Genomic DNA, 13,776 nt, shown 5'->3' with positions numbered 1-13,776 from the left:
ATCGTATTCTTTGAAATTTGAGAATTACGATATCCTAAAGTCTACATAGTAAAAAGGCATCCATTATGGATGCCTTTTTAAAGAAATCAGAATTAGACTTCTTCCATACGCCCCAACAGGGCATGCAGACGATCCTGCCAGCCATTCTGCTGTTCTTTCAGGTTGTTGTTCTCACGCTCCAGCTCTTCACGCTGCTGCTGTGCAGACTGAACTTCCTGCGACAGTGAGTTGTTCTTTTCTTTCAGCTCTTCGATTTCCATCTGCAACAGCGTGATGGTATCAATCGCCTGCTGTACTTTTGCTTCCAGTTTCTCAAACACTTCTAATGACATCGTCATACCTCTCCTGAATTGCAAGGCGTTGATGGATAAAAATCCTCGTCCCGATAACCGGCGACGCCTTAATAAAAACGAGCGCACTCTACTTAACACCGATTGTATGAAGCCGCGTCATCCCTGTCCAGCGGCATCCCGCGCAGATTGCGGTTTGCAACACTTTTCGTCTTTCTCCTGGTGACATTACTATCATAACTCTTAAGTGTTAACGAATTGATCATTGAAATGATTCAGCTCACACTATTTTTGTATAACAAATACCGCGAAATAGCGCGATAACGCTCATTTTGTTGATGGAGTACACACATTTCAATTTCGATATTTCTCGTTTTTGAGCGTTAACGATAAATTAACAGTGTGCCTACCGGCTCCGGGGATGTCAGTGACCTTCTCGCATACAATAAACATTAAACTCTCTTCAGGATCCGATTATGAGTCAAACATCAACCTTAAAAGGCCAGTGCATTGCTGAATTCCTCGGTACCGGGTTGTTGATTTTCTTCGGTGTGGGATGTGTCGCTGCACTCAAAGTTGCTGGGGCTACTTTTGGTCAGTGGGAAATCAGTATCATCTGGGGTCTGGGGGTAGCGATGGCTATCTATCTGACTGCAGGCGTTTCTGGTGCACACCTGAATCCAGCGGTAACCATCGCACTCTGGCTGTTCGCCTGTTTTGATAAACGCAAAGTTGCTCCTTTTATTATTTCGCAAATTGCCGGCGCCTTTTGCGCAGCGGCACTGGTTTACGGGCTTTATTACAATCTTTTCATCGATTTCGAACAAACTAACCATATCGTGCGCGGCAGTACCGAGAGCCTGGGTCTGGCAGGTACTTTCTCGACCTATCCGAACCCGCATATCAATTTTGTGCAGGCCTTCGCGGTTGAAATGGTCATTACCGCTATTCTAATGGGGCTGATTCTGGCTCTGACCGACGATGGTAACGGTGTACCTCGTGGTCCGCTGGCACCACTGCTGATCGGCTTGTTGATTGCCGTTATTGGTGCTTCCATGGGTCCGCTGACAGGTTTTGCGATGAACCCGGCACGTGACTTCGGACCGAAACTCTTCGCCTGGATGGCCGGATGGGGTGAGATTGCCTTCACGGGTGGTCGTGATATCCCTTACTTCCTGGTCCCGGTGTTTGGCCCGATTACCGGCGCGATTTTAGGCGCATGGGCATATCGCAAACTGATTGGTCGCCATTTACCGTGCGATGTCTGCGCGATTGAAGAGAAAGACGTTGCGACCAACACTCAACAAAAAGCTTCGCAGTAATGTGACTACGGGACAAATAATCATGACTGAAAAAAAATATATCGTTGCGCTCGACCAGGGCACCACCAGCTCCCGCGCGGTCGTAATGGACCACGATGCGAATATCGTTAGCGTTTCACAGCGCGAATTCGAGCAAATCTACCCGAAAGCAGGTTGGGTAGAACATGACCCAATGGAAATTTGGGCGACCCAAAGCTCCACGCTGGTAGAAGTTCTGGCGAAAGCCGATATCAGTTCCGATGAAATTGCAGCGATCGGTATTACCAACCAGCGTGAAACCACCATCGTCTGGGAGCGTGAGACCGGTAAGCCTATCTATAACGCAATTGTGTGGCAGTGTCGTCGTACCGCGGATATCTGCGAAAAGCTCAAGCGCGACGGAATGGAAGAGTACATCCGTAATAACACGGGTCTGGTAATTGACCCATACTTTTCCGGCACTAAAGTGAAGTGGATCCTCGACCACGTAGAAGGCTCACGTGAGCGCGCTCGTCGCGGCGAACTGCTGTTCGGTACGGTAGACACCTGGCTTATCTGGAAAATGACGCAGGGGCGCGTACACGTAACGGATTACACCAACGCCTCTCGTACCATGCTGTTCAACATCCACTCCCTGGACTGGGATGACACGATGCTGGATGCGCTGGATATTCCGCGTGCAATGCTGCCAGAAGTGCGTCGTTCTTCTGAAGTGTACGGCCAGACCAACATCGGTGGTAAAGGCGGCATTCGTATTCCTATCTCCGGTATTGCCGGTGACCAGCAGGCTGCTCTGTTTGGCCAGCTGTGCGTGAAGGAAGGGATGGCGAAAAACACCTACGGTACCGGCTGCTTCATGCTGATGAACACTGGCGAGAAAGCCGTTAAGTCCGAAAATGGACTACTGACCACCATCGCCTGCGGACCGACCGGGGAAGTGAACTACGCGCTGGAAGGTGCGGTATTTATGGCTGGCGCATCCATCCAGTGGCTGCGCGATGAAATGAAACTCATCAGCGATGCATTCGACTCTGAATATTTCGCCACCAAAGTGAAAGACACCAACGGCGTATACGTCGTTCCGGCATTCACAGGCCTTGGCGCACCGTACTGGGACCCGTATGCACGCGGAGCCATCTTCGGCCTGACCCGTGGCGTAAACTCCAACCACATCATCCGCGCAACGCTTGAGTCTATCGCTTACCAGACCCGTGACGTACTGGAAGCGATGCAGGCTGACTCCGGTATTCGCCTGCACGCCCTGCGCGTCGATGGCGGTGCGGTCGCCAACAACTTTCTGATGCAGTTCCAGTCCGATATTCTCGGCACGCGCGTTGAGCGCCCGGAAGTCCGCGAAGTCACCGCATTGGGTGCTGCGTACCTTGCCGGTCTGGCAGTAGGTTTCTGGCAGAATCTGGATGAACTGCAGGAGAAAGCGGTCATCGAGCGTGAATTCCGCCCGGGCATCGAAACCACCGAGCGTAATTTCCGTTACAGCGGCTGGAAAAAAGCGGTCAAACGCGCCATGGCGTGGGAAGATCACGACGAGTAATTCGTCATTGCCGGATGGCGACTTTACCTTGTCCGGCAATATCTTCGTGCGGGGGCAACCCCGCACACACATCAATAATCTAGTCCCCTCCCCTGTGCTACACTTCGCGCCATTCCTTTCAGCTACGAGTTTGCAATGAGACGAGAACTTGCCATTGAATTTTCACGCGTGACCGAAGCGGCCGCGCTGGCTGGCTATAAATGGCTGGGCCGCGGCGATAAAAATACCGCTGATGGCGCGGCGGTGAACGCCATGCGTATTATGCTCAACCAGGTCAACATCGACGGCACCATCGTGATTGGCGAGGGTGAGATTGATGAAGCGCCGATGCTGTTTATCGGCGAGAAAGTCGGAACCGGCCACGGTGATGCGGTCGACATCGCCGTCGATCCTATCGAAGGCACGCGTATGACGGCAATGGGCCAGGCGAATGCGCTGGCGGTGCTGGCTGTAGGCGATAAAGGCTGTTTCCTGAACGCGCCAGACATGTACATGGAAAAGCTGATTGTCGGCCCTGGCGCAAAAGGGTCCATCGACCTGAACCTGTCGCTGGAAACCAACCTGCGAAACATTGCAGCCGCGCTGAACAAACCACTGAGTGACCTGACCGTCACCATCCTGGCAAAACCACGCCATGACGAGGTTATTGCAGAGATGGCGAAACTGGGCGTGCGCGTCTTCGCCATTCCTGACGGCGACGTTGCGGCCTCGATTCTGACCTGTATGCCAGACAGCGAAGTTGACGTGCTGTACGGTATTGGCGGCGCACCGGAAGGCGTGGTTTCCGCGGCCGTCATCCGCGCGCTGGACGGCGACATGCAGGGCCGCCTGCTGGCGCGCCATGACGTCAAAGGCGACAGCGAAGAGAACCGTCGTATTGGCGAACAGGAACTGGCCCGCTGCACCGCGATGGGCATTGAAGCGGGCAAAGCGCTGCGTCTGGATGAAATGGCGCGCAGCGACAACGTCATTTTCTCCGCTACCGGCATCACCAAAGGCGATCTGCTGGAAGGAATTAGCCGTAAAGGCAATATCGCAACCACCGAAACGCTGTTGATCCGCGGCAAATCACGCACGATCCGCCGCATTCAGTCGATTCACTACCTCGATCGCAAAGATCCCGATGTGCAGGCGCACATCCTGTAATTGATTTGATCAATAGAGCCTTCCAGCCCATCCGGGCTGGAAATCTTTCGTCCAACGAACGAAGATAAGGCAATCAAAGCAGACAGGAGAAAACCATGGCAGATTGGGTAACAGGCAAAGTCACAAAGGTGCAGAACTGGACCGATGCCCTGTTTAGTTTGACCGTGCGAGCTCCGGTTCTTCCTTTCACTGCAGGTCAGTTCACCAAGCTTGGCCTTGAGATCGACGGTGAGCGCGTCCAGCGCGCCTATTCCTACGTGAATGCGCCCGATAACCCCGACTTAGAATTTTATCTGGTGACGGTTCCCGACGGCAAACTCAGCCCTCAACTGGCGGCGCTAAAGCCTGGCGATGAAGTTCAGGTGGTGAGTGAGGCCGCTGGATTCTTCGTGCTGGATGAAGTCCCTGATTGCGAAACGCTATGGATGCTGGCAACCGGCACGGCTATCGGCCCGTATTTGTCGATTCTTCAATTAGGCAAAGACCTGGATCGCTTTAAAAATCTGGTGCTGGTCCACGCCGTACGCTATGCCGCCGATTTGAGCTACCTGCCATTGATGCAGGCGCTGGAAAAGCGCTACGAAGGTAAATTACGCATCCAGACGGTTGTTAGCCGTGAGACAGCCGTAGATTCGCTGACCGGGCGTGTACCGGCGCTGATTGAAAGCGGTGAACTGGAAAAGGCGGTAGGGCTGCCAATGGATAAAGAAACCAGCCATGTGATGTTGTGCGGAAATCCACAAATGGTACGCGACACGCAGCAACTGCTGAAAGAGACCCGGCAGATGACCAAACACCTGCGCCGTCGACCGGGCCATATGACTGCTGAGCATTACTGGTGAGGGTTTGCCGGGCGGCGATTGCGCTTCTCCGGTCTACAACTACTGGCGCTCGGCTTTGTACTTTACGTCCTGCGTATCCTTACCATATTTATTTTCGTCCTGGGTGCCAACGAACGCGCCCAGATCGATAAGCATACCGACCAGAATGAGCGTCGGAACAAAGCGACCAACCGCCCATTGCCAGACGCCGGGTAACATCGTCCAATTTCCGGCCAGCAGCATCCACGCCAGAATCATCAGCAGCGCCCACGCTCCAGAACGTCCCCGATCGTGCAGGCGTTTTACCGTCACTGCCGCCGTCGGCCATAGCAGACAAACCAGACAAAATGCCGCAGTCTGAATATCGAGTAATTGCTTGCTCGCCAGCGAGAACAGAACCAGCATTCCGACGATCCACAGACCTATCCAAATCCAGAAATCACGGCGCCCGATGCGCCCTTTAAATGAGAATAACCACTGCTGTATGGTCATGTAAGTTCCTTTATTATTACCTTCCAGAACAGTTTACCCTTTTGACAAGCCCGACAGTTACCGTTTTAATCGTGAGCAGTCATAACGAAAGGTACGATTGATGAAGCAAGGATTTACACTGTTTTTATTATTGTTTTCAGCCTTCACCGCGAGCGTTGCGGCACGGGCGGAAGAGCCATCGACGGCAACCACGGCCCCCTATTTACTGGCGGGTGCGCCGACCTTTGACCTGTCGATTAGCCAGTTTCGCGAAAACTTTAATACGCAGAATCCGAAGCTTATCCTGAATGAGTTCCGCGCCATCGACAGCAGCCGCGATCGGGCAAACCTCACCCGCGCGGCCAGTAAAATCAATGAAAACCTGTATGCGTCCTCCGCCCTTGAGCGCGGCACGCTAAAAATCAAAAGTATGCAGATAACCTGGTTGCCGATTCAGGGACCAGAACAAAAGGCGGCCAAAGCGAAAGCGCTGGAATACATGACCGCCGTCATTCGTACCGTCGCGCCGCTACTGACGAAAGAGCAGAGCCAGAAAAAGCTGCAAAAACTGCTCGCTGCCGGCAAAGGTAAACACTATTACGCCGAAACAGAAGGCGCAATTCGCTATGTTGTGGCAGATAACGGTGAAAAAGGGCTGACCTTCGCTGTTGAACCGATTAAGCTGGCACTATCAGATAGTCTTGAGAAGGCGAATTGATGACAAAAAGCAAAGCCTTTCCGCAGACGAATCTCTATACTGTTTCACAGACCATGCTGCCCTGACGGGCGGCCATATTCCTTAATTCGCTGACAAGCGTGGAGAAATGAAATGCGACATCCTTTAGTGATGGGTAACTGGAAACTGAACGGCAGCCGCCACATGGTAAACGAACTGGTTGCTAATCTGCGTAAAGAACTGGCTGGCGTTGCTGGCTGTGCAGTAGCAATCGCTCCGCCGGAAATGTATATCGACCTGGCGAAACACGCCGCTGCCGGTAGCCACATTATCCTGGGCGCGCAGAACGTTGACCTGAACCTGTCTGGCGCATTTACCGGTGAAACAAGTGCTGAAATGCTGAAAGATATCGGCGCGCAGTACATCATTATCGGTCACTCTGAGCGTCGTACTTACCACAAAGAGTCTGACGAGCTGATCGCTAAAAAATTCGCCGTGCTGAAAGAACAAGGTCTGACTCCGGTTCTGTGCATCGGTGAAACCGAAGCAGAAAACGAAGCGGGCAAAACTGAAGAAGTCTGTGCACGTCAGATCGACGCCGTTCTGAAAACTCAGGGCGCGGCAGCATTCGAAGGCGTCGTTATCGCTTACGAACCAGTATGGGCTATCGGTACCGGTAAATCTGCAACTCCTGCTCAGGCTCAGGCTGTTCACAAATTCATTCGTGACCACATTGCTAAAGCTGACGCGAAAATCGCTGAACAAGTTATCATCCAGTACGGCGGTTCCGTAAACGCAGCTAATGCAGCAGAACTGTTCGCTCAGCCGGATATCGATGGCGCGCTGGTTGGCGGTGCTTCTCTGAAAGCAGATGCCTTCGCGGTCATCGTTAAAGCAGCAGAAGCGGCTAAACAGGCGTAATGCTGTTGAGGCGGGTAGCGCTTCGCTGACCCGCCCTCCAAGACTGTAGGCCCGGTAAGCGTTAGCGCTACCGGGCTTTTTTTTACAACTTACCCAACACGCTAAACCACAGATAATCCAGCGGCAGAAGAACCAGATATGTTGCCGTCGCCAGCGCGATACACAGCAGCATCCCCGCCCTCGCAGGCACTTTCCCAAGCGCCATCGCCACCACAATCGGCGAAGCCTGATACGGCAGTAGCGGTGTGGAATACCCCAATACCTGAATCATAATTACCGACAGCAGCGGGAACCCAGTCGCATCGGCAAAACTTTGCGCCAGAGTGGTATACAGCGCCGGAACGCCGTTCGCCGTCATAATAAAATTGAGTGCGGTGGTAATGCCGGTCAGCGCGAGAAAGCTGGTAAATGGTTTTTCCGCATCCAGCGGCATCACCTGTAACAGCGCCTCGCCCACTGCACTGCCAATGCCGGTCTGGGTAACGGTGATTGCCAACCCCAGAATCCCCGCCACGTAAATGCAGGTCCTGATATTTACCCCGGAGGAAAACTCGTCGCCATTGATAAAGCCAACCCGTGGTAGCAGCGTGATAACCGCCGCCGCCAGCCCGGTCCACGCAGGCCCTATACCGTGCCAGCTTTCACTTACCCACAGCAGCAGCACCACTGCTAACATCCAGGCCAGACGTTTTTCATCCCGGCTCATTGGTTCCGCTGGCGTGAGATCGCGCGGTGCGTGGGGCTTGCCAGGGAACAGCCAGCAGATAAGCATGATGAGCACCGCGCCTTTCAGCCAACCCAGAACCGGCGTATGCAGCAGCAAATAGGGAAGATAATTGAGGTGGATGCCGTAAGAGCCTTCCGCCGCGCCGCTCATTACCAGATTTGGCACGTTAGCGGGTAAAATGGTCGCGGAAAGCTGGAACGTCCCAAACCCGACGGCCAGCGCCAGACCATACCAGGCGCGCGTACCCTCGTTAATTCCGGCACGCTTCGCCATTGCGGCAACAATCGGCATCAGCAGCGCAATACGCCCCATGTTGGACGGCATCACGAACGCCAGCGCGTAACTGAGCAGCACCACACTCGCCACCATTAACGGCCAGGAATCGGTCAATCGCGATGACAGCGCTCTCGCCGCCCTGTCCGCCAGCCCCGTTTTGCGAATCGCGATACCCAGCACAAAACCACTAAAGACCAGCCAGAATGCCGAAGACGCAAATCCGCCAAAGATCACATCCGCAGGTGCGATTTTGGCGACCATTGCTACGGCAAAGAACAGCAGCGCCGTTATAAACTCCGGCAGTAGCGACGTCGCCCAGAGCAGGATAGTAATGCCAACCACCAGAGAGGGGATAAACAAAGGGTGTGTAAGCCAGAGCGACATGCCTGTCTCCTGTTGTTTTTTTCAACAAGAATACGGGGACAGACATGCGGAGTAAATGCCAGATTAGGTGGGGTTAACGCAGAATATCACATTGATGATCCTGAATTTCCTCAGCGGAGGCGAGATTGAGCGACAACAAATTGCGCTGGGTCGCCAGCAGGACAAAAGACTCATCGCTCTGACGCACCATCGCCAGCGCATAGCTGCCCATATGTTCACGCGCATCCGGCACCTCTTCTGCCAGCATCATAAATGGACTGCGTTGCGCCAGTTCATTTTCCGTGACGCGACGCGCCAGATATTCATGACCGCGCAGTCCACCCGGTAAAGGCAGCCAGCGAGTACTGATTTTCGCCAGATTGTCATCCAGCTGTTGTCTGACATCGGTTCGCAGGCAGGAGATATGAATATGCAGATGATTTTGTGTACGCCCGCTACGCGAGTTAATGGTCAGAGAGACCGCTTTGTCAGGGATTTCGTGGCCGTATTTTTGGCTCATAAAGCTACGCGCCTGCCAGGCCAACCAGAAAAAGTTCGGCGTGCCTGATTTTAACAGCAGTGGGCTTTCTGTACCGTTGATGCGGTAAGTGGGCATCAACAAATATTGCAAAGGGCCATTTCGGTCTTTGAACACCGCATATCCGGCATCTGGCTTCACTTCTGCGCACGGCGCAGGATCCTGCTGCTGCAACTGGTGTGGCAGGCATTGCTGAAGAACAATCTGGCGTAATGCGTCCGGGTTACCGGTGAATTTCCAGTACCCGATACCTGCAGCAGCGGCGACTACAATCACCGCCAGTAAAAGATAGCCTGCTTTTTTCATTACGCGTTCCCTGTATCTCATTGAAGGGCAAGAGTAACGCAAAACCATGACAAATAAAAAACCCGGTCGCGTTATGCCACCGGGTCGGTAAATCACAGACTTATTTAGCGCTTGCTGATCTGGTCAAACGTACCACCGTTAGAGAAGTGCTCTTTCTGCGCTTTCGTCCAGCCGCCAAACTCTTCGTCGATGGTGAACAGTTTCAGCTTCGGAAATGCATTTTCGTATTTCTTCGCAACGTCTGCATCACGCGGACGATAGTAGTTTTTCGCTGCAATTTCCTGACCTTCCGGAGAATAGAGATATTTCAGGTAGGCTTCCGCCACCGTTTTGGTGTCTTTCTTTTCCACTACTTTGTCGACCACGGAAACGGTCGGTTCCGCGAGGATAGATTCACTCGGCGTCACTATCTCGAATTTGTCTTTGCCCAGCTCGTTTGTCGCCAGCAGGGCTTCGTTTTCCCAGGCGATCAGCACATCACCGATACCGCGCTCAACGAAGGTATTGGTTGAGCCACGCGCACCGGAGTCCAGCACTTCAACATTCTTATACAGGGCCTTCACGAAGTCTTGTGCCTTGGCCTGATCGTTGTTGTTGTGGTGCAAGGCGTAGCCCCATGCCGCCAGATAGTTCCAGCGTGCGCCGCCTGAGCTTTTCGGGTTTGGCGTAATGACCGACACGCCTGGTTTGATCAGATCGTTCCAGTCATGAATTTGTTTGGGGTTGCCTTTGCGGACCAGGAAAACGATGGTGGAGGTGTATGGCGCGGAGTTATCCGGCAGACGCTTAATCCAGTTTTTATCGATACGACCACGTTCAGCAATGGCATCCACATCGTAAGCCAGCGCCAGCGTCACGACATCGGCTTCAATGCCGTTAATGACGGAGGTCGCTTGTTTACCCGAACCGCCGTGCGACTGGCGGATCACGACGTTGTCGCCCTTTTCCTGCTTCCAGTGCGCGCTAAAGGCCTTATTGTACTGCTCGTACAATTCACGCGTTGGATCGTACGATACGTTAAGTAACTGAATATCCTTTGCCAGAACGCTGGTCGATGCCAGCAATAATGTTAACCCTACGCCCCATTTGTTCATCGCCCAGCTCTCTTATGTGGTGTTGTGATGAGCAAAGCGTGTCAGAAAGGTATCCAAACATTAAAGAATAAAAAAAGATTTGCTATAACTTAGGGGAATAAATGCGGGGAATTGTGCCGAATGATGGTTAGCGGCTCATCAGGCCTACAAGTCTTTGCAACCTGTAGGCCTGATGCGCTTAGCGCCATCAGGCGCGGAAAAAACAATCAGTACAGTTTTTTCGCGCAGTCCAGCCAGTCACCTTTGAACGGACGCTTCATGTTTTCAATCGCGTCGATGATGTCGTGGTGAACCAGTTGCTCGTTCTGAATACCTACACAGCGACCGCCGTGACCGGCCAACAGCAGTTCAATGGCATATGCGCCCATACGGGACGCCAGGATACGGTCGTAAGGCACCGGAGAACCACCACGCTGGATGTGACCCAGTACGGTTGAGCGCGTTTCACGACCCGTTTCTTTCTCGATGTAATGCGCCAGTTCGTCAACGTCACACATGTGCTCAGTGATCGCCACAATCGCGTGTTTTTTACCTTTCGCGATGCCTGCTTTGATTTCAGCAACCAGATCGTCACGGCTGAATTCCACTTCCGGAACCACCACAAACTCACAGCCACCAGCAATGGCAGCCGCCAGGGTCAGATCGCCACAGTAGCGGCCCATCACTTCAACGATGGAAATACGCTGGTGAGAAGAAGAGGTATCACGCAGACGGTCAATCGCTTCGACTACGGTACCCAGAGCGGTGAAATAACCGATGGTGTAGTCGGTGCCTTTGATATCGTTGTCGATAGTGCCTGGCAGACCGATGCATGGGAAGCCCATTTCAGTCAGGCGTTTTGCCCCCATGTATGAACCGTCACCACCGATAACAACCAGCGCGTCAATGCCACGCTTTTTCAGGTTTTCGATAGCCACGGCACGCACGTTTTCGTCGCGGAATTCCGGGAAGCGGGCAGAACCGAGGAATGTACCGCCACGGTTGATCATGTCGGACACGCTGTAGCGGTCAAGTTGAACCATACGGTCTTCATACAAACCCAGGTAGCCATCATGGATCCCCATGACTTCCAGCCCTTCCGTCAACGCTGCACGTACAACACCACGGATTGCTGCGTTCATGCCCGGCGCATCACCGCCGCTTGTCAACACACCGATTTTCTTAATCATGACTACCTCTGAACTTTGGAATGCAAAATGAAATCTGCTGCCGGAAGTCGATTCCGCATATCGAAACGATCCAACGAATATGCAGATAGTATAACAATCACTTCCTGCTGAATTGATTCAGGTCAGGCCAAATGGTGGTAATTTATACACAAAATGCTGGCCCGGTTCACTTTTTTTACAACGAATTATAAAAGCTCAAACATCTTGCCTTCCTTGGGTACGACCGAACAGGGATCCTGATGAATGATGACATCCGATCCCGGGAAACGCCGTAAAATTGCCTGCTCTACCTGTTCAGCCACTAAATGCGCCTGAACGAGCGGCAGATTATCTTCCATTTCCAAATGAATCTGAATAAAGCGGGTCGGCCCTGACTGCCGCGTGCGAAGATCGTGAGCGCCGCTGACTCCAGGCCATGACGTCACAATATCAATAATTTCCTGACGTTCTTCATCGGGTAAAGCGCGATCCAGCAAAGACTGTACCGCCTCATAACCCATGCGTAATGCACTATATAAAATATAGATGCCAATCCCGAGCGCAAACAAGGCATCTGCGCGATGCCAGCCGTACCATGCCAGCCCAAGCGCCACGAGAATCGCACCGTTCATCATAACATCAGACTGATAATGAAGCATATCCGCCCTAACGGCCTGACTTTGCGTGCGCTTCACCACCCAGCGCTGAAACGAGACCAGAATGATTGTACACACTAACGCAATGATGGTGACAACCACCCCGACGCCAGGATCTTTCATTGGCGTGGGTTGGATGAGATGCTGAATCCCGGTCAGGAATAAAAACAGCGCCGAACCGGAAATAAACATGCTTTGCGCCAGCGCCGCCAGCGATTCCGCTTTTCCGTGTCCGAACGTATGTTCATCATCGGCCGGTTGCAAAGAATAGCGCACCACCAACAGGTTGGTTAACGACGCGGCGATGTCCACCAAAGAATCCACCAGCGCTGCCAGAATACTGACCGATCCGGTGTACCACCACGCAAAAATCTTGATCAAAAGTAACAGCGATGCCATCACGGTCGCCGCGATTGCCGCCCGGCTAACCAGCCGCCCATAGGTTTGATTCATAAACACTCCTGCCATGATATGCCGCTAGTATAACGGATGAAGTAAAACAGTCAGGCAATAACCGAGTGACAAATTTTGGGCAAAAAAAACCCCCACATCATGTGGGGGAAGACAGGGATGGTGAAGAAATCCAGACAGTAACATAATGGAATAAAAGGATTTATTCTTAACTTCGTCTACATTTTGACTACACTTCGACATTAAAAAGCCGGGCTTTTGCCTGGCATCTTACCGAAACATCCCTCACTCATCAGGGCCGCAGTTGTCTTTGTATGACGCTGGCACTGGATCACTAAACCGGGTGTAGATTTTCTTCTCTGTTACAGAGTAGGTGACCCCCTTAGAAAACGCGCCCTTTGATTTCATGCTTATTTTCATAAGGAATGGAGAGAATCCCTCGTAAGCCCCAAAACCATTTTTTGCATTGATCTGGCCGCAAACATAGCCAACGATAGCCCCATCAGGTGAATCCTCACCCTGAACAAATCGAAGATATCTAAATTTTACGCTATCTGGATCCCTAACATCTGCTGCGACTTCTGACTTACCTAGTTCAACAGCTTTTTCAGCGCCAGGCTTACATCCAACGAGAGAAACCAAAGCCAGTATTAACAACACCTTTTTCATATCCCTATCCCATCATCGCTATTAATATGCTGACCGATGTTATCAAAGATATTTTCTCTGGAAAAAGCGTTTTGCTTGAAGCTGCCCCCGCACTGAATGGATTTACGGGGGCGCTTTGACGGTGGTCAGAGAGCCAGATTAAGCTGGTCTCTGCCGTAATGTGATGCAGGGAAAGCATCACGGGGGATAAAGTCAGGCGGTAACGGTGCAGTGCCTGCACGCTTTGTTACTTCCCTTTCCACGCTGTTTAGTGTGGTGAATGACCGGCTACATTCCAGATTCTGACACTGGTGATATTGCCGGATAGTCATATCGGTTATTTTACGGCTGGTACGGGTGCGGGCCATAGCGCCGCAAAATGGACATCTGAACATAATGATGGCTCCCCTGTGGGAGTTGAACTCCATTTC

15 protein-coding genes are annotated in these 13,776 nt (G+C 52.4%); 6 read left to right on the top strand and 9 right to left on the bottom strand.

All coding sequences use genetic code 11. The features are described from left to right. Positions 1–92: 92 nt before the first annotated feature. Entirely contained in the window at positions 93–338 is a 246-nt protein-coding gene (zapB, locus tag HV334_RS00840) for a septal ring assembly protein ZapB (RefSeq protein ID WP_019077914.1), read from the bottom strand. A 428-nt stretch (positions 339–766) separates the two neighbouring features. Between zapB and HV334_RS00835 the strand changes: the two genes are divergently transcribed. The 4 genes from HV334_RS00835 to fpr all read left to right on the top strand — a co-directional run bounded on the left by HV334_RS00835 (position 767) and on the right by fpr (position 5,131). Further along, complete coding sequence (locus tag HV334_RS00835) at positions 767–1,612, top strand: MIP/aquaporin family protein (protein WP_016155255.1); 846 nt, start codon at positions 767–769, stop codon at positions 1,610–1,612. 22 nt (positions 1,613–1,634) lie between these two features. Continuing rightward, the gene (glpK, locus tag HV334_RS00830) at positions 1,635–3,143 is read left to right on the top strand and encodes a glycerol kinase GlpK (protein ID WP_016155254.1); all 1,509 of its coding nucleotides are present in this window, start codon (positions 1,635–1,637) and stop codon (positions 3,141–3,143) included. Positions 3,144–3,278: 135 nt separating this feature from the next. Then, positions 3,279–4,289 (top strand): class II fructose-bisphosphatase, encoded by a 1,011-nt coding sequence (gene glpX, locus HV334_RS00825; RefSeq protein ID WP_016155253.1) that lies wholly within the window; start codon positions 3,279–3,281, stop codon positions 4,287–4,289. A gap of 95 nt (positions 4,290–4,384) precedes the next feature. Beyond that, entirely contained in the window at positions 4,385–5,131 is a 747-nt protein-coding gene (gene fpr / locus HV334_RS00820) for a ferredoxin--NADP(+) reductase (RefSeq protein ID WP_181221060.1), read from the top strand. Between the two features lie 39 nt (positions 5,132–5,170). On the opposite strand, the gene HV334_RS00815 is transcribed toward fpr, so the two are convergent. After that, a complete protein-coding gene (locus tag HV334_RS00815) occupies positions 5,171–5,602 on the bottom strand; it encodes a DUF805 domain-containing protein (protein ID WP_016155251.1) in 432 nt (143 codons plus the stop codon). Positions 5,603–5,702: 100 nt separating this feature from the next. On the opposite strand from HV334_RS00815, the gene HV334_RS00810 reads away from it, so the two are divergent. Both HV334_RS00810 and tpiA read left to right on the top strand, forming a co-directional pair. Then, complete coding sequence (locus tag HV334_RS00810; RefSeq protein WP_049282363.1) at positions 5,703–6,299, top strand: YiiQ family protein; 597 nt, start codon at positions 5,703–5,705, stop codon at positions 6,297–6,299. Positions 6,300–6,410: 111 nt separating this feature from the next. Next, the gene (gene tpiA, locus HV334_RS00805) at positions 6,411–7,178 is read left to right on the top strand and encodes a triose-phosphate isomerase (protein ID WP_003028783.1); all 768 of its coding nucleotides are present in this window, start codon (positions 6,411–6,413) and stop codon (positions 7,176–7,178) included. Positions 7,179–7,260: 82 nt separating this feature from the next. Here the strand turns inward: tpiA and HV334_RS00800 are convergent, their stop codons facing one another. The 7 genes from HV334_RS00800 to HV334_RS00770 form a co-directional block, all read right to left on the bottom strand. Then, positions 7,261–8,565 (bottom strand): SLC13 family permease, encoded by a 1,305-nt coding sequence (locus tag HV334_RS00800; RefSeq protein WP_181221059.1) that lies wholly within the window; start codon positions 8,563–8,565, stop codon positions 7,261–7,263. Between the two features lie 73 nt (positions 8,566–8,638). After that, positions 8,639–9,388 (bottom strand): CDP-diacylglycerol diphosphatase, encoded by a 750-nt coding sequence (locus HV334_RS00795; protein WP_181221058.1) that lies wholly within the window; start codon positions 9,386–9,388, stop codon positions 8,639–8,641. Between the two features lie 104 nt (positions 9,389–9,492). Then, positions 9,493–10,482, bottom strand: a complete 990-nt coding sequence (gene sbp, locus HV334_RS00790) for a sulfate/thiosulfate ABC transporter substrate-binding protein Sbp (protein WP_047497565.1) — start codon at positions 10,480–10,482, stop codon at positions 9,493–9,495. Between the two features lie 206 nt (positions 10,483–10,688). Continuing rightward, positions 10,689–11,651, bottom strand: coding sequence for a 6-phosphofructokinase (pfkA, locus tag HV334_RS00785; RefSeq protein ID WP_003028778.1), 963 nt, complete (start codon positions 11,649–11,651; stop codon positions 10,689–10,691). Between the two features lie 185 nt (positions 11,652–11,836). Then, complete coding sequence (gene fieF, locus HV334_RS00780) at positions 11,837–12,739, bottom strand: CDF family cation-efflux transporter FieF (RefSeq protein WP_016155246.1); 903 nt, start codon at positions 12,737–12,739, stop codon at positions 11,837–11,839. A 243-nt stretch (positions 12,740–12,982) separates the two neighbouring features. Further along, positions 12,983–13,366 carry a hypothetical protein gene (locus HV334_RS00775; protein ID WP_063217269.1) on the bottom strand — a complete coding sequence of 128 codons (384 nt, stop codon included), beginning with the start codon at positions 13,364–13,366 and terminating at the stop codon, positions 12,983–12,985. Between the two features lie 125 nt (positions 13,367–13,491). After that, entirely contained in the window at positions 13,492–13,740 is a 249-nt protein-coding gene (locus HV334_RS00770) for an ogr/Delta-like zinc finger family protein (protein ID WP_064767481.1), read from the bottom strand. Positions 13,741–13,776 lie beyond the last annotated feature (36 nt).

The organism is Citrobacter sp. RHBSTW-00944, assembly GCF_013615435.1.
GTDB classification, from domain to species: Bacteria; Pseudomonadota; Gammaproteobacteria; order Enterobacterales; family Enterobacteriaceae; genus Citrobacter; species Citrobacter braakii.
The sequence above is the reverse complement of the archived record's forward strand: the minus strand, read 5'-3'. Positions and strand labels throughout refer to the sequence as shown.